The sequence below is a fragment of the Fusobacteriaceae bacterium genome, from assembly GCA_031272775.1.
Taxonomy (GTDB): Bacteria; Fusobacteriota; Fusobacteriia; order Fusobacteriales; family Fusobacteriaceae; genus JAISST01.
In genome coordinates this window covers 21,677-48,031 of record JAISTB010000031.1, presented here as the reverse complement: position 1 = coordinate 48,031, position 26,355 = coordinate 21,677, and the positions used below count along the sequence as shown (strand labels likewise).

Genomic DNA, 26,355 nt, shown 5'->3' with positions numbered 1-26,355 from the left:
GGCCAAAAGATAGCTCACAACGGCCGGATGGCCTCCAACTCATTTTCAAAGGCTTCGATCGCTTCAAAAATTCTCGGAGATCCGCGCAGAATTTTCGCGGAATCCACAATAAAAATCCGATTGTTCCGGTAGGCCCGGGTTTTTTTTATCGCTTCGTTTCCGTTCCGGATGCTGTCGACATCGGCTATACTCATGGCGCCCGCGATAAAGTCCGGATCAAATGTCAGGAGCATTTCGGCGGAAACAATGGGCCGCATTCCAAGAAGTTCCTTTCCGAGAGAATCCACGCCCAGCAATTCCAGAATTTCATTCGGAAGCGTCCCTTTCGGAAAAACCATAAGCGGCTGGACGGAAATCAGAAGCGCGCCTCTCAGTTTTTTCTCTTTGGCGCTTTTTGCGCGGAGCCGTTCTATTTTACCGAGACTTTCCTGATAAAGCTTTTCCGCTTTTTCTTCCCGCCCGCTGATGATCCCCAGCGCCCTGATATTGTCCAGGATATCGGCAAGGCTGTTTGCCTCCCACACAAGAACGGGAATCCCAAATTCCCGAATTCTGTCGCGGACGCCGGTCGCCATACCGTTTACAATAACCAGATCGGGCCCGAAGGACAGAATTTTTTCTATGCTTGGTTTTGTGAGTGTTCCGACACTGGGCAGTTCTTTCACCTTCTCCTCCGGCCAGATTTTACTCATTGTCGTATTGGCCACTGCCGCGATGATATCCTCTCCGCCTATCTCATAGAGCGTTTCCGTGACGGCGGGATCCAAAACGACGACGCGATTGTAGCGTCTCGCCTCTATGCTTGTATTGGTATGATCCATGATTTTTCCGTCCGATATCTGCATACCCGGCAGCATCCGGTAGAAAACAACGCAAAAGAGCGCCGCCAAAATTTTTTTCTTCAACTCTCTTTCTCCTTTTCTTCAATCAATTTTTTCTTCGATATTCGGTATGATATACGGCTTTCCGTTCGGAAGCGCTGTCACGACGCAGGAAAGCCCGTAGACCGCCTTGAGATTCTCCGGCGTCAGTACGCTCTCCGGCGCGCCGCTGCGATAAACTTTTCCATGGTGCATCAGAATGAGTCCGTCGCAAAAAAGAGCGGCAAGATTCAAATCATGCAAAACGATGCACGCGCTCAGGTCCCGGGACCGTATCTCGGCGTTTAAGCGTCTCATCAGAGAAATCGCGTGATTGAGATCAAGCGCCGCCGTCGGCTCGTCAAGCAGAAGAATTTCCGGATCCTGCACGAGCGCCCTTGCCAGAAGAAGCATCTGAAATTCCCCGCCGGAAAGCGTCATGGTCATCCTTTCCTTCATCTCCGACAGGTGAAGGGTCCGCAGGACGTATTCCGTGATTCGATGGTCTTCCCGGGAATATCCGTAAAAAATGCTTTTCATGTGTGGAATTCGGCCGAGAAGGGCAAACTCATACAGGCAAAGATTCGCGTTGAGCCTTGATTTTTGCGGTACGAAAGCCATCTTTTTCGCAAGTTCCGCCGCGGTGTAGCTCGTACGCGGTTTTCCCAAAACTTCGACCGCTTCGGATTTTTCATTCAAAAAACCCAGTATATTCTGCAGGAGCGTCGATTTGCCACAGCCGTTGGGGCCCAGAATCCCGGTCAGTTTCCCTCTGGGGACCGCAAAACTGATCCCGTCCAGAATCTTTTTATTTTCATACGAAAAATTCAAATTTTTGACGACAATGGCAGGCATCGTTACCGCACTCCTTTTTTTCTGAAGGCAAGATACAGGAAAAAAGGCGCGCCCAAAAAACCGGTGACGACCCCGATTGGGATTTCAACAGGCGCAAAGGCGCAACGCCCAAACAGATCACACACGAGCAGGAACCAGCCGCCGCCAAGGATCACGACCGGCAACGATGCGGCATGGGAAGAACCCATTATGGTCTTTACGATATGCGGGACGATCAGGCCCACAAAGCTGATCATGCCCGTAAACGCAACCGAAAACGCAACAACGAGCGCAACGACAGTCAGCAGACGGGATCTTAAGTTTGCGGACATCCACGCCCAGAGCATGCGCCTCTTCATCTCCGGACAAAAGAGCGTCCAAATGGTGGCGTTCCATCCAGAAATAGAAAACGGACAGCAAAAGCGGAACCGTAAGAAAACCGACCCGGGACCAGCTGGCGTTTCCCAGGTATCCCATCATCCACATCGTAATCCGGAAGGAATCCTGGCCGATGAGAAGCATGGAAAACGAAGTAAACGCGCCCAAAAATGAAGAAAGCGCAATTCCGACGATCAGGAGAGTCGTGACGGGCAGGCCCTTTCCCCGGCGGGAGATTCCAAAAACGATGAATGTGCTCCCAAGGCAGCATACGAAGGCAAAAACTCCGTACATCGCGTCCGGCATATGAAGGAGGTAGGCAAGGACCGCTCCGAACGTGGCGCTTGCGGAAATGCCGATAATATAGGGATCCGCCAGGGGGTTTTGAAAAACGGTCTGAACCACGGCGCCGCCGGAGGCGAGCATCATCCCCACGATGACGGCCATCAGAATACGCGGGATGCGCAATTGCAGCAAGATGGTCCGTATGTGGTCCGGGAGAGGCCTTCCCCCAAGCAGATCCCCTAAGGGAACGGGAACCGGGCCCGAGGGGATGGCCAGGATTCCCGTGACAAGCAGCAATACCAGTAATAATTTTGAGACGTGTTTTTTCATAAATCCTCAATCGAAAGGCAAGGGATCAGAACTGATATTTGAATCCCACATACCAGTTTCTGCCGTAGGCGGGATCATATGAATACCCGCCGGCCGGATCGTAATCCACGGAATTGGAATATTTTTCATCAAAGAGATTGTTCACGCCGGCATAGACGACAAGGCCTGTCTTAGGTTCCCAATTGATTCGCGAATTCACAAGCAGGCGCTTGTTTTTCTTTCCGCCGGTATTGCCGTCGTTCAGATAATAATTGCCCGCATAGACAACGTCCGCGTCCAGACTCAGGTTCGGAAGAATCCGGACATTGGCGCCGACGGAAAATTTATGCTGCGGAACGAGGGCAATTCTCTTTCCGGAAACATCCAGTCCGGAATAACCGTCGATCCCGTCTTTGATTTTCGCGTTCACGAAATGATAGGTTTCCCGGAATGTGAACCGGTTCACCCGTTGTTCCGCCGAAATTTCAAAGCCGAAACGTTCCGTTTTGGCAAGATTGTAATTGACGATGCGCGAAGTTCTGCTCATTCCGGAAGAGCGGATCTCGTCGTTCGTCAACGTATAAAAGACTGCCGCGGTGAGGGTTGTCGGTCCGAAATAGTCCTTGAATCCCAATTCCACCGTGTTGAATGTTTCCGATTTCAGATCGTTCAGGAAATAATTTCCGCTTCCGCCGTAAGACGGCGTGGCATCGCGATCTGTCAGCAAAGCGGGCGCGGGAGAGGAAAATCCACGTTCATACTTCAAATACAGTTTTCCGGTTTCCGAATAGAGATAATTGGCGGCCAGCTCCAACGCAAAGTTGTCTTCATCGCGTTTTGCGACAATCGGATAGAGGCTTGTCGTATCCGCCATGGGTATAATCATCGGCCCCATTCTGCCTTCCACGTGGACATGGGACATCGACGAGCGATCAATATGATATCTCGCCTTTTCATAACGGACGCCCTGGATCAATTCAAAATCATTGACTCGAATCGTGTTGAGCAGAAAAGCGCTCCAGGTCTTTTTTTTCAGATAGATCTCCGTATCGGTGAAGACATCATTGGCGACAACCATAGGTCCTACCGTTGTGACGCCCTTTATCAGCTGTTCCATGGTTCTGTCAAGCTTGTCGTCTATATAATCCACACCGAAAATCAGGGCTCCTTTTTCCGTATAAGTATACTTTAATTTGGCCTTGAGCCCGTTCTTTTTTGTGTCAAAGTGCGCTTCCATATCAAAGGACTCCCCGGGTATTTTATAGTTATCCTTCATCGTGATTTCAATTTTTTGAGAAAACCCCAGGAGGTTCAATTCCAGTTTATCGCTCAGCTTGTTTTGATAATCAAGCATAATTTCGTCTTTATCCGACAAAATCAGATATTCCTCTCCGGGATACAGCGAACTTTGTCTTCTGTCTTCTCTGAGTTGGACATCGGTCAGCGAACCCGGGTACTGCATCTCATTTTTGTATTTGGTGTATTTCAGGCTGATGCGCTGATCCTCCGATATCCTGTACCGCAGACTTCCGAGGAAATAATCCGATTCGTCCCGGCTGTAATCCCGGTATCCTTTGATGTTATTTTTCGTATAGGCCAGATCCAAATCAAGGCGGTCGGCAAAGGTATATCCGGCCGAAACATCGGCTTTGCCGCCGAGAACGTCGCCGTAACTGTATCCGGCGGATGCCCGCGATCCGGTTCCTTTTTTCGTGATGATGTTTACGACCCCTCCTGAGGTCCCGCTGCCGTACAGAACCGCGCCGCCGCCCGGAATGACTTCAATGCGCTCGATACTGTCCACCGAAATTGTATTGATGACGCTGGCGACCATGGAAGTCTCCAGGGAATTTACCGGAACGCCGTCGATGAGAACCTGCACATTGTCCTTCGCTTTCATTCCCTGACCCCGCATATCGATGACAGGCATTCCCATCTGGTACTGCACATTGACGGACGGAACGTCTTTCAGGGCTTCAATGGCGGTTTTATAGCGTTTTTCTTCTATTTCCCGCTTTGTGATGATCACCGGGGTACTCGCTTCATCCCGGACGCTTTCCGCAAATCCGGTGGTCGAGTAGATAACGCTGTCCTCAAGTTCCACATTTTGGCTTCCGTAAGCCATCCCACACAAGATAACACTTAAAATCAACAATTCTTTAGAACGCATGTCCCTCTCCTTCTGTCGCAGTCATTTCAATGTCTTTTCCAAAATTTCCGTAATCGTATCAACGATCAGATTGTTCCCCCAGAATACACCGGCGGAAGTCAGATCATAGGAAGTTTTACTCTCTTTGAGAAGCCCCGCGTTCTGATACTGTTTCATCTTTTTCCGGTAGACGACGGATTCCTCCTCTGTCAGAAGCGTTTCGATCCGGCTTTTTGAAAATTCCGGAAACTGCATGAGCCCGGAAAGTTATAAATGATATCCACACAGACATCCCCGTGAAAGAGCTTTTGCAATGTCCTCAGTTTGTCGAGGGCCTGCTGACGGTTGTACGTCCGGTTATAGAATTGCCGACCTCTTTCGGAAAATGTCTGAATCCCGACGCTGATCCGGTTGACGCCGTATTGCGTGAGAAGTCCGATTTTATCTTCCTGCAGGTTGTGCAGCGTACTTTCGAAAGTAAATTCGCAATCCTCCGCCAGATGTACATTTTTGCGCAAAGCGGACAAAACCGTCGCAAGTTGCTCCGTCGAAAGAACAGTCGGCGTCCCGCCTCCAAAAAAGATCGCTTCAAAACGGCTTTCCCGCAAGTATCTGGTTTTTCCGTATTTTTCCAATTCGGCCGCAAGCCGGGCCGGATACGCTGTCAACGCGGCGTCAGCCTGCTTCCGGTTCATATTGCAAAAGGAACAAATCCGGTCGCACCACGGAACATGCACATACATGGCCTTTGGGTTATTTTCCGGTCGTTCTTCCAGTTTCGCTGAAAAATCCGCTTCCGTCGCTTTTTCCGCTTTTTGATATTTTTCGACAAGACTTGCCGCGTCATGATGTGATTTCAACCGTTTGGGCCACAGTGTCAATATGTTGTCCATGTTCTGTATTCCGCCTCCCTTATCGGTATGAAACAGACAAGAATTCACTATTTCTGCGCTGTAAAAGAAAAAACCAAATAATTTTATTGATAAATATTTTATTTATTAAATAATCATAAAATCAAATTAATTATCATATCAGTTATTATAATATTTTTGCGCTGCGTTGTCAAGAAAATAATTTTTTCCCGCAAAGTCAGTAATAGCGAATTTTAAACAAAAAATTATTTGACAAAAGAAATATTTTTGATATAATGCAAATAGATTGACATTTATTTTGAAAGTCAAAACAGAAACAGGAGGAATTGATCGTTGAAAGTACTGATTGCGTATTCTACATTGACAGGCAACACAAAAAAATAGATGATGAAAAGAACGCGAAAACCTATTTTTCCGAACTGATGCAACGTTTCCGGAGAACATCAGGGTTAAAATGAAAAAACTATCCTGACCATACCGGGAGTCCTTTCGATAAGGAGGAAAGAATGCTTTATTATATCAAAGCGGGCGGAAATCTGATGTGGGTACTGCTTGTCCTGTCTGTCGTCGCGCTCGCCGTAATCCTCGAGCGCGCCGCCTTTTTCCTTCGCTTTCCCTGACCGTGCAAAAATAAGCTTCTCCGGAGGGATTTTTTATGAAATACATCCTGATCTCATTGTTGGTTCACGCGCTTTTGTTTCTGCGTCCGGGAATACCGGAATATTTTCGGATACACGCGGAAAAACCGGACCGGATTCCCGTGACGCTTCGAGAAGCCGTGGAAGATCCCGGATCGGAGGCTGTTATGGAACCCCTTGCGGCGCCCGGGCCGATACCTGAACCCGAGCCGCGACTTGAACCCGAGCCGATACCTGAACCTGAGCCGCAGCCTGAACCCGAGCCGATACCTGAACCCGAACCACAGTCTGAACCCAAGCCGAAGCCTGAACCCGAGCCACGGCCTGAGCCAAGCAAAGTCAAACCCGAGCGGAAACCGGAGCCCAAATTAACCGAGAACAAAACGCGGAAGCGCGTTCCGGAAAAAAAGCGCCCCGCGCCGCCCACGGAAGCGGGTTTTTCGGGAAACCGGAATATCAGCGTGGGACAGGACGGGATTCCCGTCGCGCATTCTCCCGAAGGCATCGCCTATCAAATCCTGCGTCAGCATGAGCCGGCTTATCCGGCGAGAGCCGAGCAAATGCGTATTTCCGGAACGGTTTCCGTCACGGCGAAATTTCTGGTCGGTTTGTCCGGGAATGTGGAGCAGATTCTGATTCTTTCAGGAAACAAGGGACTCGGATTTGACGACGAAGTGACCGCGGCGCTCCGCCGGTGGAAGTTCCGTCCGGTGTATTATCAAAACCGTAACATCAAAGTCTGGTTTACAAAGACATTCCGATTTTTACCCAAACGATAGCGCTCCTCCCGCCCCGAACAAAACCGAAAATGCCCCTTGCTTTCTCGCAAAAATGAGGTATAATCAAAGTAGAGCAAAAACATTTTGATAATAGGAGGAGGTAAAGATTATGGCAAAATGCGGCGTCGGATCAAGCGTGCTGACGGATGCGAAGGCGGCGGGAAAACAGGCCGCCGAAAAGGCTGTGGCCGGTCTCGGTAAGGCCAAAATGGCTTTTGTCTATTCCAGTGTGGCTTATGACAATAACGCGCTTTACGCGGGGGTCAAAGAGGCGCTCCCCGGGGTTCCCATCGTCGGAAACACTTCCTTTACCGGGGTGGTGACGCCCGAGGGCTTCGTCGGAGGCGACAGCGGATTTGTAGGGATTCTCGCGGTGGGCGGAGATGAAGTGACCGCCGGGATCGCGGGCGTCAAGAAAGACAAGTGCGCCCGGAAGGCGGGCAAGGAAGCGGCCGCGGCCGCAATGAAAAACGCGGGTAAAGATACGCCCCCCGACTGCTTCTATATGGTCGCGCCCCCGGGCGAAGAGGAGACCTACCTCAAGGGGATTACGGACATCATCGGACGCAAGCCCTTCTTCGGCGGCAGCGCGGCCGACAACGCCATCGCCGGCGAATGGGTTCTCGGTACGGGCGATACGGGCGTTTACGCGGATGGCGTGGCGGTGGCCTTTTTCTGGGGGCTCGGCATGACAAACCTCTTTACAGGAGCTTACCGGGAGACCGAAGACGTGGGGATCATCACCAAAGTCCGCGATAAACGGGTCCTCGTCGAAATCGACGGCGAACCGGCCGTCAAAAAATACGCCAAATGGGCGGGCGTCGACCCCGATTCCCTCAAGGGCGGCAATCTTCTCGTCTATACGATTACCTCTCCCCTGGGCGTCAAGGACAGACTGGGCGATCTCATCGCGATTCGTCATCCCATGAACGGCAATGACGATTACTCCATGAATATCGGCGCCGACCTGGCCGAAAAGACCGCGGTCATCCGCATGGCGGGAAGCGTCGACGAGCTGATCCAGAGCGCGGGCGCGACGCTGACGGCCCTCAAGGACAAGGCGGGGGGCGACGTGGCGGGCTATCATCTCGTACACTGCGGCGGACGCAGGGCCGGCATCGGCGACAGGATCGGCGAACTCGTGAGCGTGGTCAAGGGCGCGGCGGGCGGCGTTCCTTTCCTGATGGAGTTCACCTTCGGCGAGTACGGCTACGAAGACGACGGGAACAACACCACGGGCGGGCTCATGCTCTCCTACACGGCGTTCAAGGCTTGAAACTTCAGCCGGTATGGAAAACGGATAAAAAAACTAGCTAAAGAGAATCTGTGAAAAACCGCGAATATTTGCGGCATTCAAAAAGCGGATAAAAAATAACAGGGATTGCCCGGGCAGTCCCTGTTTTCTGTTAATGCTATTTTTCCTATTTGATACAACATCGATTATTTATATTTTCATTCAAGCTTCATAAATCCAGACATTGTTTTCTTCTCTTCGTCTAACGGTCCCTTCGGCCGCGAGCAGTTGCAAATGGGCCGCGGCCTCGCCGATGGCGAACCACTTCTGGGAAAGGGGAAATTCCTCCCAGGTGCGGCTTGTGATGTCCCAGCTCATGCGGGCGGCCGCTTCGGCGGCGCTGATCCCTTCCGAGGCGCGGACAATGGAAAGGGCCTCGTCGAGTCTTTGCCGGTGATGGACCCGGAGCTCGGCGATCCGCTCATAGAGCGAGGCCGGTCTCCGCCGGTGGGCGGAAAGCGTATGGTTCACCGTTAATTTTTCCAGCCGCTCAAGGCTCCGGAAATAATCGCCCAGCGGATTGAGATTGTTTACGCCGACGGAGATGTTCGGGGTAATGTCGGCCAAAATCGTATCGCCGGCCACAAGGATCCCGCGCTTCGCCTCATAGAGACAGAGATGTCCCCGGGTATGGCCGGGGGTTTCCAACACTTGAAAGGCGTAATCGCCTACGGAAATGCTCATGCCTTCGGCCACGATCGTCATCGGGAACTTCCCGTCGGCGGCGAATTTCCTGCCCGGGTGGGTGTGGGAATCTTCCGTGAAGCCGAATTTGCTCCAAAGCCGCTCCAATTCATCCCAAAAACCTTCGGAACCGGCGATTCGGATCACTTCGGCGTCGAGTTCGCTTGCCCACACGATACCCGCCGGATCCCTTACGGCGTCCACGAGACCCGTATGGTCCGAGTGCATGTGGGTCAGAAAAATATCCGTCGTCGCCATGGAAACGCCCAGCGCGTCGAGCCCTGAGCGGAGGGCTTCCGCGCAGACCGGGAGGTTGAATCCCGTATCGATGAGCATATTGCGCTTCCCGCCCCTGATGAAATAGGCGTTTAAAAACTTCAGAGGATTTTTCGGAAGCGGCACTTCAATACAAAAAATATTGTCCAAAACTTCGGTAACAGCCATGTTGCGGACTCCTTGAACCGGATCGTGAAGGTTTCCCCGGAGGGCTTAATCCTTCAGGTCCTCGAGATATTGTATTTTTTCGTTGACTTTGTTGCGGGTTTCCCGGATGGCGGGGGCGTCTTCGGGCCGTTTGGGATGGTCCAGGCGTTTCCCCAGTTTGCGGAAGGATTTTTCGAGCCGCTTCCTGTCCTTTTCCCGAAAGCGATCGTCCACAAGGCGGTCAAAGCGGTGGGAAAGGTCGTTATACCGGCGATCCGCTTTTTCCGGCGTCATGGAGCATCCGGTCAAAGCCAGAAGAGACAGAAAGAAAAACAGCGTTTTTTTCATCGCTCACTCCTCATAGGGTAAAGTCAAAAATTGCGGATAAAGAAATGGCGACCCCGATGTGGCTTGAACACACAACCTATTCCTTAGGAGGGAATTGCTCTATCCAATTGAGCTACGGGATCACTCTTTGTTATTATAGCAAATTTTCAGGGAAAAATCAAAATTATTCTTCCTGATCCATTGCAAAACCTCATAAAATGGGCGCTAAAAGTCTGAAGACCGCTTCGGCGCATTTGGCCAGAATTCCTCTGTTTTTAAACTGCTTGGTGAAAATCTGGTCCGAGAGCCGGGCGTCATCCCGGAAAATCCGCGCGAATTCCTTGACCATGGCCGTGTCGTAGATATTCACGTTGATCTCGAAGTTCTGATACAGGCTCCTGTAGTCGAAATTGGCGCTCCCGACGCTGGCGACTTCGTCGTCGGCAAGGACGAGCTTGGAATGGAGAAAGCCGTTCCGATAGCGGTAAATCTTGACGCCCAGATCGATGAGCTCCCCGGCGAAATACTGGTTGACCCATTTCATAAAGATGTGGTCGCATTTTTCGGGGATCATGATCTTGATCTTGACGCCGGAAGTGGCCGCCACTTTCAGCGCCTCGAGGATAATCTCGTCGGGGACGAAATAGGGCGTTTGCACATAGATATAGCGCTGGGCTTCGAGGATGATCTTCAGGAAATTGTCCCGCATGGTCCGGTACTGATAATTGGGCCCCGAGCTCACGACCTGCATGTAGGTCGCGTCCACAAGCTGCTCAGGCGACAGTACGTCCCGGCTGTCGGTCCGGTAGGGGAGCTCCAGCAGATCGAAGTCGTCCTTGTCATTGACGATGCCCCAGGAAAAATAAAATTCCTTCTGCAGTTCCAGCACGCAGTCGCCGTGGATTCTGACCGCAGTATCGCGCCAGTTGCCGAGTTCCCCCTTGCCGAGGTACTCGTCGCCGATATTGAAGCCGCCGATATAGCCGATCTTGTCGTCGATGATGGTCAACTTCCGGTGATCCCGGTAATTGACCCGCAGGCTCGCGATCTTGAGAAAGAGGAAATGCCAGGGGAAAAAGCGTCTGACCTGACAACCCGCTTCGGACAGGCTCTTGAGCATGGACTTGTCCACGCTGCTGGCGCCGTCGATAATGATCTTGACATTGACGCCGGACTTGACTTTGCGGATCAAAAGCTCGGCCATTTCCCGGCCCAGACCGTCGTAACGGAACAGATAATATTCCAGGTTAACGGATTTTTGCGCGTTTTCGATATCGGCCTTCATGCGGTCGAAAAATTTCCGGCCCAAAGTAAAAATCTCCACGGCGTTGCTGGTCGTGAGTTTGCTCTTGGACGAGATGTCGAGATAGGAAATGAGCTGACGCCATTTGTTGAGGTCGGCCCGATCGGCGGCGCCGATGATATCCCGGCTGTGGGAAAACTTCCATTTGTAGTATTTTTCGGCCCTGCGCCGCTTTTGAAATTTCAAGCCCAGAAAGAGGTAGAGTACGAAACCGAAGTAGGGGGCAAGAATGAGGATCATTATCCAAAACAGCGTGTAAAGCGGGTTTCGCTTCTCGATCAGGATAATGATCAGGATAAACAGGACGTTGATATATAAGATGTATTCGCGCAGAAAATATAACGCGATGCTCATGCGGGACTCCCCCCTGTGGCGGCCGGATTTACGTGAGAAGCGGTCGGGCTTGAAACCCGACCGCGGAATCTGTATCCGGATTGCTCTTAGGATTCAATATAACCGTAATCGCCGTCTTTCCGCTTGTAAACGACATTCATGCGGCCCGTGCGGACGTTGACGAAGGCGTAAAACACGCGATCCAGCGCGTCAAGTTGCAAAATGGCCTCGTTTACGGCCATGGGCTTCGGCGGCAGCAGGACGCTGACGACGTTTTTCTCATCGGGCCCGTGGATCTCCTCGCGCTCATCGGACGACTGCTGCGCGATCGTGTAATAATGCAGATGTTTGGTGAGTTTTTCCTTGTTGTGATTGGCCTTGAGGGATTTTTCTTTCTTTTTCCGGAGCTGACGTTCCAACATGTCGGAGATCACGTCAATGGCCGCGTAGAGGTCGTTGTCTTCCTTCGTGCACTTGACCGTGGTCCCCTCGAGGTAAGCGAGGGCGTCCACCTTGACATAATCCCCTGTTTTGACTTTTTTCGCGCTCAGGTACACATCGAGGGAAATGACGCCGTCATGGAATTTTTCCACCCTTCCGATTTTTGTCTCCACGTACTTTTTGATTGCTTCCGTAACCGTGAGTCCTTTGCCGTAAATGGATAATTTCATACCATCACCCCTTTTTTTGGTTGGATACGCCGTCTCACCCATGCAAGACATCGTACCGCTTAGTATAATTATACACCAAAAATCGGAAAAAGCAATAGGAATGATACGAAAAAACCCGCGCATTCCCGAAATGGCCGAATTCCGGCCTCAGGGCTCGGGTTCGAGCAGCCCTTTCCGGAGATTGAAGCGTCTGTCGGCGAGGGCGGCCAGATCCCGCGAATGGGTCACGATCACAAGCGTCCGGCCCAGTTCCCGGTTGATGTCCCGGAAGAGGTGAAAAATCCCCTCGCTGGTCTCTTCGTCGAGGTTGCCGGTGGGTTCGTCGGCCAGGATCAGGTCCGGGTTGTTGATGAGGGCCCGGGCGATGGCGACTCGTTGCTTTTCCCCGCCCGAGAGCTGCGCGGGCTTGTGCCGGAGGCGCTCCCCCAGCCCCATCCGGGCGAGGATCTCCCCGGCGCGGGCGGCGATTGCGGATTTGGATTCGTTTCCGGCCGCGAGAGCCGGCAGCATGACGTTTTCCAGCGCCGTAAACTCCGGCAGCAGATAGTGAAACTGGAAGACAAAGCCGATAAAGCGGTTTTTGAGCCGGTCGATTTCCGCTTCTTTCATGCGGCTGATTTCTTTACCGTTTAAGGTGATTTTTCCGGCGTCGGCCCGGTCCAGAAGCCCCATGACGTTCAAAAGCGTTGATTTGCCGGAGCCCGAGCGGCCAAGGACGGCGACGCATTCCCCCTTTTCCACACTGAGGTCCAGATCCCGCAGGATCTGCAAGCGGTCGGTCTTTGTCCGGTAGTCCTTTCGGATATGTTCAAGTCGCAAAATTTCACTCATAGCGCAGCGCCTCCACCGTGTTGAGCTTTCCGGCCCGCCGGGCGGGAAGGACGCTCGAAAAAAGGATCACGACGAGATTTGCCGCGGCGATCAGAAGCACTTCCCGGGCGGAAATCACGACGGGCACTCTGGTCAGGTAATAGACCGAGGTCACAAAGGAGAGACTGTTGTGTTTGAGCCAGGAGAGCACGGCCCAGGAAACCCCGAGACCCGCTGCAATTCCGGCGATCCCTAAGATCAGCCCCTGCAGGAGGAAGATTTTTGTGACGCTTCCCCTCGGATAGCCCATGGCCCTGAGGATTCCGATGTCCCTGATCTTTTCCCGCACGAGGTTATTCAAAGTCACCCAGACCACGAAGCCCGCGATCACCACGATCAGCGAAAAGACGAGGATCATGACGGTTTTTTCCAGAGACAGGGCCTGCAGGAGGTTCCGGTTGACTTCCCCCCAGGTCACGACTTTCTTTCCGGTGGCCTCTGCCACCTCCGCCGCGATTGCCGGCGCTTTGTAGGGATCTTTGAGCATGATGTTGATCCGGTTCGTGCAGTCGCCGCTTTGCATGAGGTACTGGGCGGCGGTGAGCGGCAGGATCACCATGTTGACGTCATAGTCGTAATAACCGCTCTGGAAAATGCCGGTAAGCGTAAAATCGATCTCGCGGTTTTCCGAAGAGATGATCGTGACCGTGTCGCCGGTTTTTGCGCCGGTGATTTTCTGCAATTCCCGGCCCAGCAGAATCCCGTCGATTTTGTCGGGGAGGATTTCTCCCTCGACGATGCGTTTTTTGAGGTCCATGGCCTTTTCGGCGGACCCGAGATCATAGCCCTCAATCCGGACCCCCGCCGCGTAGAGGCCGTAGGGCCCCGTATGTTTGACGATGCCCTGGGTTTCGATGGCGGGAACGGCCCCCTTGACGCCGGGGATTTGCTCAATAGTCGCCGCAAGCTCGCGGTAATCCTCGATCCTGCCGTAATTTCCGATAAAGGCGTGGCTCGTGACCGAGAGGATATTCGTGATCAGGTTGTCGTTGAGGCCGTTGGCGATGGCGATGGAAACGGTCAAAACCGCTACCCCCAGCGCGATGCCGACGACGGAAATCAGACTCTGGCGCTTGCGTTCCGTGATATATTTTTTCGCGATGTAGCATTCGGTTTTCATCTGTCCCCCGTTCTTTTTACGGTAAATCTCACCTTGCGGATTTCCCCGTTTTCCCCCATGACGGTCAGCGTATGGTCGCCGTTGGGGACGCTCAATTGTTTTTCATAGGCTCTGTCGACGCCGAGAAAAGTATTGTCAAGATACCAGTAGACGTCCTGATCTCTGATATTGGCGATTTTCACGATGAGCTCCCTGTCCCCGTCAAAGTCCCTCGGGAGGAGAATCGTCGCTCCCTCGGCGGGATAGAGGATACGGAGACTGTCGACGCTTTTTGCGCCCGGATCTTGGAGGCCGCTCGCCGTGATATTTTCCCGGATCAGGTAGTTGACGACCTCAAGGGGGTAATTCAAGATGATTTTCTCCTGGCGCTCGGTAAATTCCGGATCCCGGGAGTCGATTTCCTCTCCCTGGGCGTTGACGTAAATTTTGCGATAATAGGGCGAGACCTTGAGGGCCCGGGCCCCTTGGGGCCAGAGGATCTCCTTTGCGGGAAGCCCGGGCCAGGGCGGCCGGTAGCCGGTGCGGGCGTCGACCGTTATGGCGACGAGGTCCGGCGGCCGCGGAAACTCGCGGTAATTGAGGTTCAGCTCACTGAAAATATTGAAGAGCAGTCGCCCCCCCGAGACGACGCCCGTGAGGTCGGGGCTGCTTTTTCCGCTAAAATTTCCGGCCCAGCAGATAATCGTGTATTCGGGCGTAACGCCGCAGGCCCAGCCGTCCCGCCTGCCGTAGCTCGTGCCGGTCTTCCAGGAAATGGGGTTTTTCCAACGGTAGTAATTCTCAAAACCGGGCCGCACGAGGGCCTTCATGGTCTGCAGCGTGAGCCAGCAGGCCCCCGGCGTGATCAGCTGCCTGCCGGGATCGACCGGTTTATTCCCGTCGTTCCGCAAATACCGCAGGTTTTTGAACTTTCCCCGGTCCGCCAGTCCCGAGTAGAGGACGGCCATGTCTTCCATGGAGATTTCCTTTGTCCCCAGGATCAGCGACAGGCCGTAGCGGTCGGGGTCGCTTTCGGCAAAGCCCAGCACGTTTTTCAAAAAATAATAAAAACGCTCGTATCCGTATTCTTCGAGCAGATGGACAAAGGGGATGTTCAGCGAACGGATCAGGGCAAGGCGCATTTCCACCATGCCGTTATAGAGTTTGTTGGCGTTTTGCGGCCGGAAGCCCGAAAAATAAAGGGGCACGTCGGGGACCAGGGATTGGGGCGCGACCAGGCCCGCGTCGATGGCGAGGGCGAATAAAAAAGGCTTCAGGACCGAGCCAGGCGAACGTCTGGCCGTGACGCCGTCCACTTGACCCAGAGCGTCGAAATCCAGAAAGTCCTGAGATCCCGCGTAGGCCCGGACGGCCCGGGTCGCGTTTTCTACGACGAGAACCGCCACGTTTTCAACGCCTTCATTTCTGATGAAGGCCGCGTAGGTCTTGCAGACCGCCTCGACGTTTTGCTGGAGTTCGCCGTCGATGGTACTGCGAAGGAGTTTTTCCCGGCTTTCCCCCGAAAGCCTCCGCAAGAGATGGGGCGCGTGGCGGGGAAAAGGGTGGATCTGTCGGGGCAGCGGTTCCCGGACGGCCAGCGCGTACTGGTCCCGGGGCAGCGCTCCCTTTTCCGAAAGTCGCAACAACAGGGCGTTTCTCTTGGCGAGGAGTCTGTCCCGGTTTTTCTCCACATTGATGAGTCCCGGGGAATTGGGCAGTACCGCCAGAAGGGCCGCTTCCCCCCAGGAGAGTTCCGCCGGGCTTTTTTCAAAATACAGGCGGGACGCCGTGGCGTAGCCCGTGATGTTTCCGCCGTAGGGGGCGTTATTCAGCCAGAGGGCGAGGATTTCGTCCTTGGAGAGGCTTCGTTCCAGCTTCAGGGCCGCGATCATTTCCCGGATTTTGTTGCGGTAGGTCCGTTTCCCGGGCGAGAGCACCTTGGCGACCTGCATGGTGATCGTGCTGGCCCCGCTTTTTCTTCTGCCCGCGACGTTGTTTTTGAAGGCCCGGAGCAGGGCCGCGACGTCTATGCCCGGATGTTTGTAAAAATTTTTGTCCTCGTAGGTCAAAACGGCCGTCTTCAGGTTTTCGGGGACGGGGTCTTCGCTCTTGACGCGCCACTGTTCGTCGGCGCCGAGGGCGACGGAGAGAATGCGGTCGTCCCGGTCCAGGAGCGCCGCGCCGTAGGACGCCTCTACCCTGTCGAGGAGCGCCGCCGCGTCGTAGCCGGTATAGATCCGGAAGACCGCGTATCCCGCGAGACAGGTCGCCAAAAGGGCGCCGGTCGTAATTGTATACAAAACAAGTTTTATTTTGCGTTTCATGAATTTCTCAGAACCGTCCGCCGCGCCCGCCGTGGGACGTTCCCGACGAGCCCGTGTGGACGCTGCTGCCTCCGCCTCCGCTGCTTGCTTTGGGGATCGGCGTACGGGTGATGTTGCTGAAGAGGTAAATGGCGTCTTTGGCCGCGAAGTTCAGGCTGTCGGTTTGGACATAGTTGGCGGCGGCGCCTTGCCGTTTGATGGACCTGAGCTGGCTCTTCATGCCCGCCGTTCCGCCGAAGGCGCCCAGAAGGCCCGCCACGAGGGAAATGATTCCGGCCATAAACGTGTTGTCCTTGTCGACGGGCTTTCCTTTGGCCGCCGCCGCGAGATAGCGGTCGCACTCGGAGACGTAGGTCGAAAAGGCCCGATAATAGTTGCCCTTGCTGAGGTCGGGGACCATTTTTTCCGTGATCTGATCGATGCCCCAATCCGTGAAGGCCTTGATGCCGTAGCCCGTCGTGGACATCCAGAACTCTCTTTCAGCCATGCTGACGAGGAAAAGGACGCCGCTTTTGTCCGGCCCCACGCCGTAGCCCTTGTAGTCAAACCAGTCGTCGGCAAAGGCCATGGCCGACTTGCCGCCCAGATTGTTGACGGTGACCACGACGACATCACATTTATTGTACTTTGTTATCACTTTGTCTATCATTTGCGCCAGCTGCTGCTCTTCCTGCGAACTCAGGAGACCGGCCTCGTCGACGACCTTGGGTAAGGCGGCCGTGAGACACAGCGTCCAGAGCAGCGTCAGCAGCGCGAGAAGAAGACATTTTTTGCACATCTTGAGTTTTCGCATTTGCTCCGCCTCCTACAGGAATAATTTCGCCGCCGCGAAGGCGGCGACGGCAATGACGCCGAAGAGCGTTCCGAACCAGCGCCAGTAGGCGCCCGTATCGACCGGCAGATCTCCGGCGAATTTTCCGCTCTGACCGTTCATGACGAAGGTATAACGCCGGCCCCGCCAGGTCGTGTTGAGCATCCAGACCGGCAGCAGCGCGTAGCGGACGCTGCCGTGGATGAGGTTGATGGTCCGGTTTTGCGTCGTGACCTCGGCAAATCCCGTGACCGACGCGTCAAAGGAAGCGGTCGTACTGGCCACGATGCGTTTGTTGACCTTGGCCTTGCCGGTCTCGGCGTCCTCGTCATAGCGGTTGGCGAGATAGCCCGCCAGATAGGCCGCCTGAAAGTCCACCGCGGCCCCGAAGTCGAAGGGCTCGATGGATTCCATGAGTTCGTCGGGCATCTGACTGGACCCGTCCACGGGGACGTTTTGAAAATCGAGGGTTCCCTCCCGGGTGATGGCGTAGACCTGCCGTTCCGTAACATTGTACCCGCCGGAGGCGTAGCGCTTATAGGTCACGCCCTGATAGCGGATATGGGCGTCGGCCGTGCAGTCGAAGAGCCAGAAGGGCACATAGATCCCCTTGATCTCGTCGATGTGGTTCTCGTCCTTGAAGACCTTGGGGAGAAGCTTTTTCCCCGCCATATGCCGACGCAGGGCCTCCTTGGCGCCGTTTTTGTCGTACTTGAAGGGAATGACCCAGTCGGGGCGCAATTCTCCCGCCAGTTCCCGCGGCATGATGACCGTGTTGCCGCAGAATGGGCAGGACGTGGCCGCCGTGTTTTTGTCGACGAGGATTTCCCCGCCGCAGGACTTGCAGGAATAGACAACCATCCCTTCCTTTTCCCCGGGCTGCCAGTCGGAACCCGCTTCCTTCTCCCAGTTTTCCTCCCCGGGCTTTTCCTGTTTCAGCACGTCGTCCAGGGCTTTGAGCGAAGCGATATCGAGTTCCGTCCCGCAGTAGGGGCATTTCATTTTCTGCGCGCCGCTGTCGAAATGAATGGACGCGTCGCAGTTCGGGCATTTGAATTCCATCAAAGAGCCCATGACATCACCTCTGTATCGGGATTCTTAACCGTTTGTCTTGTCGCTGTCGTCGAACACATCTCCGCATTCGGGGCAGAATTTGGGCGGGTTCTTGGGATCGGGGGGCGTCCAGCCGCATTTGTCGCACTTGTACAAAGGCGCGCCGGCGGGCCGCTTTTCGCCGCAATTGACGCAGAAATTGCCTTCGTTGACGGTTCCGCACTTGGGACAGGCCCAGCCTTCGGCGGGGGCCGGTTTGGGCTTTCCGCAATTCATGCAGAATTTTCCGGTATTGCCCGTGGCGCCGCAGGCGGGACAGGTCCATCCGGCGGTTGCGGCCGCCGACCCTTGCGCCCCCGCGCCGCCTTGAGACGCCGCGTTTTGCGCCGCGCCCATTTTAAATAATTCTCCGGCGTTCATACCGCCCACGCCCTGGGCCATGCCCATGCCCACAAAGGCCCCCATGGACCCGTTGGGATTGGACGCGGCCGCCCGCATGGCGTCGCTCTGAGCCGCGGCGATCGTTGCCGCCGCGTAGTTGGGATTCTGGAGCATGGCCGCCCGCTGGGCCTGTTTGATCAGCTCTTCGTCTTCTTTGGGGATCGTCACGGAGTTGAAGGAAATGTTGACGATTTCCAGACCCCGCCGGTCCGCCCATTCGGGGGAGAGCTGCTGCTTCAGAACGTCGCGGATCGCGATATTTTGAGCGGCCAGTTGGTTCGGCCGGATGCCCATATCGGAAATGGCGGAAAACGCCGGCGCCAGATACGTCAGAATATCGGATTTCAGCGTGTCGGCAATCTCTTCTTTCACGTACTCATTTTGCACATTTCCGCTGACGTTGGTGTAAAACAGCAGCGGATCCACGATTTTGAATGTGAATATGCCGTTACAGCGGACGGAGACGTCGATGTCGAGACCGATCTTGGCGTCCACGACCCGGAAGGGGATCGGCGTCGCGGTCCCGAATTTGTTGTCGAGGATTTCTTTCGTGTTGAAATAGTACACCCGTTGATCCTTGCCGGGGTCTCCGCCGTAGGCGAAGCGCTTCCCGATGGTAGCGAAGGTGTTTTTGATGCTGGTCATGTTGAGACCGCCCGCGAAGATGCTGGGTTCCGTAGACGCGTTGAACGTGAATTCCCCGGGCTCCGCGCAGACTTCGACGACTTTTCCCTGCTCGACGATGATCATGCACTGCCCGTCGGCCACGGCGATGCCGCTGCCGCTGGAAATGATGTTGTCGTTGCCCTTTGTGTTGGACGAACGCCCGCTGATCCGCTTTACCCCTTTTGTGACAAGGACATCCTTGCTGATGGATTCACAGTAGAAAAACTCTTTCCACTGATCGGCCAGCGTGCCGCCGGCTGCCCCTATTGCCGCTCTGATTAATCCCATGCGATATTCCTCCTGTGACTATGATTTATGTGATTGACGTGAAACCATGATTCATCAAATCAGGGTTTCATTGTCAATCACGTTTTCAACTCCTGTAATCGTTGTTTATCCTGTATTCATAGTGGTGTGTTGCTGTCCGGATTTTTTTCATCCAAGGGGATGTTTTTGTCTACGACCCGGACGGGGTAGCCGTTGAGGTAGGAGCGGTAGTTGTTGTCATACATGGCTTCCAGTTTTGTGCCGGGGAAGTCGAAGACGCCCCGGGTCACGGCGTTGATCTTGACGAAGAAGCGGTAGACGCCGTTGTTGCCGTAGCGATAGGTATCATAGTCGAAGAACCAGATGATCCTGTCGTCGCGGATATCCGTATAGCGCGCGTAGTCTTCGACGCCGCTCAATTTGTTTCGGATCCACTCGGGGTATGGCTCCCCGGTCAGTCGCGTGTTTTCGATCTCCCAGCCCGTGGGCAGGATCTGTGTCAGGGCCACGTTGTCCACGACGAGATAGCGGTTGTTGCTGTCGCTGTTGACGAGGATCTCGAGCCAGAAGGTTTTTCCGGACTCCGCTTCCCGCGGATTGAAAGGATTTCCGTCTTTGTCGTAGTACTTACGCTCCAGCGTAAAGCCCTTGACGATGTTGGCGGTCTCCTCGTTGAGGGGCGTCCCTTCCCAGTAGTAGCTGATGAAACTGTTGCCTCGGGCTTCGGGGGTCACGACGATCTCCCGGATCGTTTCGGGGATCGTGACCCGGGTCTGTCCGTTCCCTTCGTAGGAAGTCGCGACGCCGTCCATGGTGATCGTGCCCTTGAGGGCTTTGTCGCTGTTGTTGGCGGTGATGTCGGACAGGGCCAAAAGCGCCCAGGCCGTGCCCTGGGTGTTGTACCAGGCGCCTGATCTCAGTAAGCCCAAGACGTCATCGAGCATATTCTGATCCACCTCGCCGTGTATCGTGTGGTAGAGATGGAGATAAACGCCCATGTCGCAGAGGTTGGAGCCGTAGGTGTAGCGGTAATGGTCCGTCGATCGGTCCGTTTTGGCCAGCGTCTCTTTGATTTCGGATTTGGCGAAGATTTCCTTTGCCGTATTGTCTTCGCCGGCGAGCTTGTAGGCCGCGGCGAGATAGAGCTTGGCGAATGGGCTCAAATCAGCCGTTTCATTGGCCCAGGTGTAGTTCATTTCACTGAGGAGCGGATTTCCTGCCAGCGCCAGCAGATAGAGCGTAAAGGTCCGCGTCTGCAAATAGTAATTTGCCGAAGTTCTGTCTGTGGAGGCGTAACGGCCGCCTTTCCGCTCGCGGACTTGCCGCGTCAGGTATTTGATCAGCCGGTTCCAGGAATTTTCGGGCACATAATAACCCATTTTCCGCGCGTTGATCAGGAACGTGGCCGCCCAGGCCGTTCCCCAGTCGTCGACGGAACTTTCGCCGGGCCAGTAGGAAAAGCCGCCGTCAGAGCGCTGGAACTGCGTGCAGAGCCGGTTGACGCCCGCGTTGATGTTTTTGAGGACCTCTTTTTTGTCCCAGGCGCCCGGGGTCATGAGCCGGTCAATGAAAAGCTGCGGCATGGCGGCGGACGTCGTCTGTTCCACGCAGCCGTAGGGATACTGGATCAGCCAGCGGAGCCGCTGATCGATGCCGAGGATCGGCGTATTGGAGATCGTCACGTAGCTCGCGACCGTATTGCCCACATAGTCGTGTTTCTGGCTGAAAGCGGCCGGAGTGTTGTCCGTCGTCACCACATATTGACTCTCATAGATCGGAAGCGCGTTGGAGTTGACGGCCATGCCCACGGTCTCCTCGTGGTCATAGGCGGCGCTTTTGACGCCGATGGCGACCTGATTCAGGCCCGCCCGGGGATCGATTTTCTCCCGGAAGAATACCGTCGTGTCTTTGCCCTTTTCGAGATTGACGGTCTGGCTCTGGCGCTTGCCGTTAAAGGAATAATAAACTTCGATGTCGCCGATATTCTCCTCGAGGGCGAAGACCTTGACCGGGAAGATAAATTCGTCGCCGACCTTGAGCGTCCGCGGGAGAGATTCCAGCACGACCACGGGGGCCTTGACGGTCATGGTCTTTTCGGCGCTGCCGTAGGAAGCCCCCTGGGCCGCGACGACCATGATCCGGACGGAGCCCATGTAGTTTGGCATCGTGAAGGCGACCTCACCCTCGCCCTTTTCATTTGTACTAAGGACGCCCTGCCACAGGGCTACGGGCTTGAAGCGGTTTTCATCCTCAAAGCCGAGGTCCGCCTTTCGCGCCCTTGAAGCTTCCGCCATGGCCATGACTTCGCCGCCCACCTTGAGGATCTGGTGAATGTCGCCCCAGGGTCTGTCCATGATGCTGCCGTAGTTGTCGTATTGGCGCAGCAGAGACGCTGTTTTCTGATAGAAGAAGGTCCAGGGATCCGGGGTCTGGAAAGCCGTCAGATCCAGAAGCCCTTCGTCCACCACGGCGACGGTGTATTCGGCTTTTTTGTTTTTGTCGTTGGTGATTTTTACGGTAAAGGTCTCGTTGGGCCGCACGGAATCGGGGGCCTCAAGGGAGAGGTTGAGCTTTGTGTCCTCATCCTCGATGAGGACCGGGACTGTCCCGTAGAGCCGCAGGGAGCGGTCGTTTTTCCGCGCGTAATCCTGCAGGAGGGACACATGTACATAGATATTGGGGGCCATGGATTTTTCGAGGTCGATCTCTTCTTTGACCGCGCCCTCGCCGATGGATTTGAGGAAGCGCTTGACGATCTTTCCGTTTTGTTCAATGGCGACGAGGGCCTTCGCGCCCTTTGTCCCCTCGAAGGTCACGACGGCCTTTTCCCCGGAGCGGTATTTGGCCTTGTCCGTCGAGATCCGGAGCCCGTCCAGCTTGACGACGTTGGCGGGATCCGTCCAGTCGGAGGCGTAGAAGGACGTCCCTGTGACCTGATTGGAATCGAGATCCGTGACTTCCACATAGTATTCGCCTTCATATTCGGGAACGAAGCCGATCACGTAGGGATCTTCCGTGGAGGTGAAGTCCTTTGTCTCCACGAGTTCCGTCTCCTTGTCGTCCTTGATGCTCCGGATGAAGTCGTCAAAGTTGCTGTAATCCCACCACCAGGAATAGCGGTTGTAGTAAACGCGATATTCTAAATTGCGGCCCGCGACGAGTTTTTCCCCGTCGGTCGCAGGCGTGATGACTTTGATGTTGACGGGGGCGTTATTGCCCAGATAGCGGTTGTTCCGCTCTATGCCCACATAGGAGTCAAATTTTTTCACCAGGACGACTTTTTGCGTCCGGACGGGCCGTCCGCTTTCTTCCAGAACCCGCGCCACCAGCTGTACGTGGACGTTGAGGGAGCGGTACTGGATATTTTCGAGGTTCGTCTGAATATCGACGTGTCCGTTTTCGTCAAGGAATCCCGTAAAGTTGTCATAGGTGGCGTAAAAATAAGTTCCCGGCGCGGAAAAGGCGTAGTTTTTATAGTTTTCAAAATCCGCCGGCGCTTCGGTGATGATGATGTCTCCTTCGGCGACAAGTCCCGCCGCGGGAGAGCCGAAGAGGTATTTGGAATCTATGCTCCAGTCGAGGAGCTTCGCGTCGCCGGTAATGGATTCAGGCGCCGTCAGCGTATTCTGGATTTTGTTGGGCACGACGGTCTCGACCATGATTTCCTTGGTGACCGTATGGCTGCCGATCGTGGCGACCAGTTTCCAGATGCCCGTATTGTCCGAGGTCTTCGTCGAAAATTCCCAGGTATAGAAGCCGTTTTTGCCCGAGGGAATCACGGCGTCTTCGATATATTTGGCGCCTGTGGGCGTGTAGACCGTCACTTTGACCGGATGGTCGTCGGGGAGAACGCTTTTCTCATTCCGGGCGACAATGCCGATGTGAATGGGATCGCCGGGCCGGTAAACGCCCCGCTCCGTATAGACGAAGGCCTTGAGTCCTTCGGTCGCCGTCTGGCCCCCGACCTTGAAGCCGTCCATGGAGAGCGGATCGTTTAGCTTCAGCAGGGATTTTTTGTCGTCATATTCGGCGACCACATAGAAGGCGTTTTTCGTGTTGTCGGTAAAGACGACGTTGCCGTCCCCGTCGGAGAGTTTTTCCCCCAGGAGTTGGTTCGTGGCGCTGACGAGACTGATTTTGGCGCCCGGCGCGGGCTCGTTTTTCACGATGTCCATGGCGCTCACGAAAATTTTGCCGCCGCCGTCCTTTTGCGCGATCAGGGCCACGTCGGTCAAAAGAATGGCCTTGCTGACGACCCCCCGGTAAAAGAAGCTGTCCCGCCGCCATTCGGGCAAATCCTCGGGAAACTCATAGCTGACGCCGTCCCGGGGAAAGGAGACGCTCAAGAGATACAGTCCCTTGCCGTCGATGATACCGCGCAGATCAAGGGCGCTCTGCACCCACTTGTTTTTGTTATTGTTGATCGTAAAGCTCTTGACGGCGATTTCCTCGGCCACCTGCGCGAGGTTGTAATCCGCGAGCAGATTGTTGCCGTAGCCGTTCATGCCGTTGCTCTTGAAATGGAAATTGTGCAGATACTGCGTAAAATTGTTCTCAAAGACTTTCCAGACTTTGACGTCGACCTTGGTGACGTTCATGGTCCGGAGGATAATCGAGCGGTCCGCCGTGGAGGGCAGCAGAATCCCTTCATTCAAAAAGGCGATCCGCGGTTCCCGTTCGGAAAATTTTACGTTTTCCGTAACGTCCGCGCTCAGCTTCGTCTCATCGGCCGCGGGAATTCCGGCAAGGACCGTGACCGTATATTCTCTGTCCGTTTCAAAACCGCCCATGAGCTTGATCGTATCCTTGAAGACGGCGGTCTTGACCGTAAGCGCGGTCCCGTCGACGGCGTCCACGACCCGGACGTAGGCGGAGGGGTCAAAGCCGTCTTTGACAGGCTTCGTGAGGACAATCTCCACGGAGGCCCCGTCTCCGGACCGGTCTCCGCCGATAAAAGCCACCCGCGGGGTGGTGTCTTCGCCCTTGGGGCTGGGCGCGGGCTCGGCGGCAACGGCGGTCGTCGCGGCTTCGGCCGGTTTATCCTGATTTGCCGCAATGGCGGGCGCTTCCGAGACCCGGGGCTCGGCAGGCTTTTCCGCCGTCGTTTCCGCTTTCGGTTCTTCTTTCTTTTCATCGGCGGTCGTCGCGGCTTCGGTCTTGGGGGCTTCGGACGTCACGGTCTGTACGGCGGCTGTCGCCGGCGGCGTATCGCTTTGGGGCGCCTGCTCTTTTTTTCCGCATGCCAGCAGCAGGATCAGCATCAACAGCAGGAAATACTTTTTCATAGGGACCTCCGTTTTTTACTTTTCTCTTCATCACAGGGACAACAAAAAAAGATTTCAAATTTCTGCTACAATAATACAACATTTTCCGGGATTATTCAATGGCAAAAGCGGATTTTTTTGAAATATCCCGTCTCAACATCTTTTCCCTGTAAAAACACGGGAAAATATGGTATAATAAGTCAGTATCACATCTTATGAAACGTGCAACAGAGGAGGTAAAGGGGATAAATTGGGAAAAAACGACATCAGAATCGAGCATGTGAACAAGAGTTTTGACGGGGTAAAGGTTTTGAACGACATCAACCTGACGATTGAGGACGGGGAATTTTTTACGATTTTGGGCCCTTCGGGCTGTGGGAAGACGACGCTTTTGCGGATGATCGCCGGTTTTATCACGCCCGACTCGGGGGCCATCTACCTCGGGAACGAAAACATCCTGGGTTTGCCGCCCAACCGGCGCAATGTCAATACGATCTTTCAAAAATACGCGTTGTTTCCACACCTGACGGTCTATGAAAACATCGCTTTCGCCCTGCGGATCAAGAAGCTCGGCCGCAGGGAAATCGATGAGGAAGTGAGAAAATACATCGATCTCGTCGGCCTCAACGAGCATGTGAACAAAAAGCCCAACCAGCTCTCTGGCGGGCAGCAACAGCGGGTCGCCATCGCCCGGGCCCTGATCAACAAACCCGGGGTCCTGCTGCTGGACGAGCCGCTCTCGGCCCTGGACGCCAAGCTCAGGCAGAATCTCCTGATCGAAATCGACAATATTCATGACGAAGTGGGGATCACGTTTATCTTCATCACTCACGACCAGCAGGAGGCCCTTTCGATTTCCGACCGGATCGCGGTCATGAACGAGGGAAACGTCCTCCAGGTGGGGACGCCTGCCGAAGTCTATGAAGCGCCCTCGGATTCGTTCGTTGCGGACTTTTTGGGTGAGAACAATTTCTTTGAGGGGGAAATTGTGTCCCTCATTGACGAACGCTTTGCCCGGCTCAAGAACAAGACCCTCGGCGAGATCACCATAGAAATGGACAAGCCCGTCCGGGTGGGGGATCGGGTCCGGGTGTCGATCCGGCCTGAAAAATTGAAACTTTCCAAGATGAGTCCCCCGCAGACCGACAAGATCCTCAACGTGGCCCGGGCCTTCGTCCACGAGGTCATTTACTCAGGCTTTCAGAGCAAATACTTCGTCTGGATGGAAGGGGACAAGGAAATGCCCTTCAAGATCTTCAAGCAGCACGCCATTTATTTTGACGAGGAAGACGAAGACGTCGTATGGTGGGACGAAGAAGCCTGGGTCTACTGGGACGCCGACGATGGCTTCCTTGTGGAGGTGACGGGCCGTGAATAAAGATAAATACGGGATATTTTACGCGCTGCCGCTGACGGTTTGG

Annotated in this window: 18 protein-coding genes, 1 tRNA gene and 1 pseudogene; 3 read left to right on the top strand and 17 right to left on the bottom strand. The window is 54.6% G+C overall.

What is annotated here, in order from left to right; genetic code table 11:
* Positions 1-14: 14 nt before the first annotated feature.
* From LBQ97_07455 to LBQ97_07435, 5 genes and pseudogenes are all read right to left on the bottom strand, one after another.
* Complete coding sequence (locus LBQ97_07455) at positions 15-905, bottom strand: helical backbone metal receptor (protein ID MDR1832546.1); 891 nt, start codon at positions 903-905, stop codon at positions 15-17.
* 18 nt (positions 906-923) lie between these two features.
* Entirely contained in the window at positions 924-1,715 is a 792-nt protein-coding gene (locus LBQ97_07450) for an ABC transporter ATP-binding protein (protein MDR1832545.1), read from the bottom strand.
* 2 nt (positions 1,716-1,717) lie between these two features.
* Positions 1,718-2,687: pseudogene (locus LBQ97_07445) on the bottom strand (iron ABC transporter permease).
* Between the two features lie 25 nt (positions 2,688-2,712).
* Positions 2,713-4,791, bottom strand: coding sequence for a TonB-dependent receptor (locus tag LBQ97_07440; protein ID MDR1832544.1), 2,079 nt, complete (start codon positions 4,789-4,791; stop codon positions 2,713-2,715).
* Positions 4,792-5,024: 233 nt separating this feature from the next.
* Positions 5,025-5,708: a radical SAM protein gene (locus LBQ97_07435; GenBank protein MDR1832543.1), complete on the bottom strand. Its 684-nt coding sequence runs from the start codon at positions 5,706-5,708 to the stop codon at positions 5,025-5,027.
* A gap of 634 nt (positions 5,709-6,342) precedes the next feature.
* Between LBQ97_07435 and LBQ97_07430 the strand changes: the two genes are divergently transcribed.
* A complete protein-coding gene (locus LBQ97_07430; GenBank protein ID MDR1832542.1) occupies positions 6,343-7,104 on the top strand; it encodes a TonB family protein in 762 nt (253 codons plus the stop codon).
* Between the two features lie 109 nt (positions 7,105-7,213).
* Positions 7,214-8,380: an FIST C-terminal domain-containing protein gene (locus LBQ97_07425; GenBank protein ID MDR1832541.1), complete on the top strand. Its 1,167-nt coding sequence runs from the start codon at positions 7,214-7,216 to the stop codon at positions 8,378-8,380.
* A 180-nt stretch (positions 8,381-8,560) separates the two neighbouring features.
* Here the strand turns inward: LBQ97_07425 and LBQ97_07420 are convergent, their stop codons facing one another.
* The 12 genes from LBQ97_07420 to LBQ97_07365 all read right to left on the bottom strand — a co-directional run bounded on the left by LBQ97_07420 (position 8,561) and on the right by LBQ97_07365 (position 24,955).
* Positions 8,561-9,526: an MBL fold metallo-hydrolase gene (locus tag LBQ97_07420; GenBank protein MDR1832540.1), complete on the bottom strand. Its 966-nt coding sequence runs from the start codon at positions 9,524-9,526 to the stop codon at positions 8,561-8,563.
* Between the two features lie 45 nt (positions 9,527-9,571).
* Positions 9,572-9,853 carry a lipoprotein gene (locus LBQ97_07415; protein ID MDR1832539.1) on the bottom strand — a complete coding sequence of 94 codons (282 nt, stop codon included), beginning with the start codon at positions 9,851-9,853 and terminating at the stop codon, positions 9,572-9,574.
* Between the two features lie 45 nt (positions 9,854-9,898).
* A tRNA-Arg gene (locus LBQ97_07410) sits at positions 9,899-9,975 on the bottom strand.
* A gap of 68 nt (positions 9,976-10,043) precedes the next feature.
* Positions 10,044-11,489, bottom strand: a complete 1,446-nt coding sequence (cls, locus tag LBQ97_07405; GenBank protein ID MDR1832538.1) for a cardiolipin synthase — start codon at positions 11,487-11,489, stop codon at positions 10,044-10,046.
* Positions 11,490-11,575: 86 nt separating this feature from the next.
* On the bottom strand, positions 11,576-12,139 hold the full coding sequence (gene raiA / locus LBQ97_07400) for a ribosome-associated translation inhibitor RaiA (GenBank protein MDR1832537.1): 564 nt from the start codon (positions 12,137-12,139) through the stop codon (positions 11,576-11,578).
* A 147-nt stretch (positions 12,140-12,286) separates the two neighbouring features.
* Positions 12,287-12,970, bottom strand: a complete 684-nt coding sequence (locus LBQ97_07395; protein MDR1832536.1) for an ABC transporter ATP-binding protein — start codon at positions 12,968-12,970, stop codon at positions 12,287-12,289.
* Positions 12,963-14,129 carry an ABC transporter permease gene (locus LBQ97_07390; GenBank protein MDR1832535.1) on the bottom strand — a complete coding sequence of 389 codons (1,167 nt, stop codon included), beginning with the start codon at positions 14,127-14,129 and terminating at the stop codon, positions 12,963-12,965. The genes LBQ97_07395 and LBQ97_07390 overlap by 8 nt, the downstream gene beginning before the upstream one ends.
* Positions 14,126-16,408 (bottom strand): penicillin-binding protein 1C, encoded by a 2,283-nt coding sequence (pbpC, locus tag LBQ97_07385; protein ID MDR1832534.1) that lies wholly within the window; start codon positions 16,406-16,408, stop codon positions 14,126-14,128. The genes LBQ97_07390 and pbpC overlap by 4 nt, the downstream gene beginning before the upstream one ends.
* 31 nt (positions 16,409-16,439) lie before the next feature.
* Positions 16,440-17,225, bottom strand: coding sequence for a TPM domain-containing protein (locus LBQ97_07380; GenBank protein MDR1832533.1), 786 nt, complete (start codon positions 17,223-17,225; stop codon positions 16,440-16,442).
* A 12-nt stretch (positions 17,226-17,237) separates the two neighbouring features.
* Positions 17,238-18,317, bottom strand: coding sequence for a hypothetical protein (locus LBQ97_07375; GenBank protein MDR1832532.1), 1,080 nt, complete (start codon positions 18,315-18,317; stop codon positions 17,238-17,240).
* 24 nt (positions 18,318-18,341) lie between these two features.
* Positions 18,342-19,691, bottom strand: a complete 1,350-nt coding sequence (locus tag LBQ97_07370; protein ID MDR1832531.1) for an SPFH domain-containing protein — start codon at positions 19,689-19,691, stop codon at positions 18,342-18,344.
* Positions 19,692-19,807: 116 nt separating this feature from the next.
* Positions 19,808-24,955 carry an alpha-2-macroglobulin family protein gene (locus LBQ97_07365; protein MDR1832530.1) on the bottom strand — a complete coding sequence of 1,716 codons (5,148 nt, stop codon included), beginning with the start codon at positions 24,953-24,955 and terminating at the stop codon, positions 19,808-19,810.
* Positions 24,956-25,184: 229 nt separating this feature from the next.
* Here LBQ97_07365 and LBQ97_07360 point away from each other — a divergent pair, with 229 nt between their 5' ends.
* Positions 25,185-26,312 carry an ABC transporter ATP-binding protein gene (locus LBQ97_07360; protein MDR1832529.1) on the top strand — a complete coding sequence of 376 codons (1,128 nt, stop codon included), beginning with the start codon at positions 25,185-25,187 and terminating at the stop codon, positions 26,310-26,312.
* The last annotated feature ends 43 nt before the right edge of the window (positions 26,313-26,355 follow it).

Coding starts and splice junctions, on each gene's coding strand:
- LBQ97_07425 (MDR1832541.1), top strand. CDS start 7,214: ATGGCAAAATGCGGCGTCGGATCAAGCGTGCTGACGGATGCGAAGGCG.
- LBQ97_07390 (MDR1832535.1), bottom strand. CDS start 14,129: ATGAAAACCGAATGCTACATCGCGAAAAAATATATCACGGAACGCAAG.
- LBQ97_07380 (MDR1832533.1), bottom strand. CDS start 17,225: ATGCGAAAACTCAAGATGTGCAAAAAATGTCTTCTTCTCGCGCTGCTG.
- LBQ97_07450 (MDR1832545.1), bottom strand. CDS start 1,715: ATGCCTGCCATTGTCGTCAAAAATTTGAATTTTTCGTATGAAAATAAA.
- LBQ97_07395 (MDR1832536.1), bottom strand. CDS start 12,970: ATGAGTGAAATTTTGCGACTTGAACATATCCGAAAGGACTACCGGACA.
- LBQ97_07435 (MDR1832543.1), bottom strand. CDS start 5,708: ATGGACAACATATTGACACTGTGGCCCAAACGGTTGAAATCACATCAT.
- LBQ97_07375 (MDR1832532.1), bottom strand. CDS start 18,317: ATGGGCTCTTTGATGGAATTCAAATGCCCGAACTGCGACGCGTCCATT.
- cls (MDR1832538.1), bottom strand. CDS start 11,489: ATGAGCATCGCGTTATATTTTCTGCGCGAATACATCTTATATATCAAC.
- LBQ97_07440 (MDR1832544.1), bottom strand. CDS start 4,791: ATGGCTTACGGAAGCCAAAATGTGGAACTTGAGGACAGCGTTATCTAC.
- LBQ97_07365 (MDR1832530.1), bottom strand. CDS start 24,955: ATGAAAAAGTATTTCCTGCTGTTGATGCTGATCCTGCTGCTGGCATGC.
- LBQ97_07370 (MDR1832531.1), bottom strand. CDS start 19,691: ATGGGATTAATCAGAGCGGCAATAGGGGCAGCCGGCGGCACGCTGGCC.
- LBQ97_07430 (MDR1832542.1), top strand. CDS start 6,343: ATGAAATACATCCTGATCTCATTGTTGGTTCACGCGCTTTTGTTTCTG.
- raiA (MDR1832537.1), bottom strand. CDS start 12,139: ATGAAATTATCCATTTACGGCAAAGGACTCACGGTTACGGAAGCAATC.
- LBQ97_07415 (MDR1832539.1), bottom strand. CDS start 9,853: ATGAAAAAAACGCTGTTTTTCTTTCTGTCTCTTCTGGCTTTGACCGGA.
- LBQ97_07420 (MDR1832540.1), bottom strand. CDS start 9,526: ATGGCTGTTACCGAAGTTTTGGACAATATTTTTTGTATTGAAGTGCCG.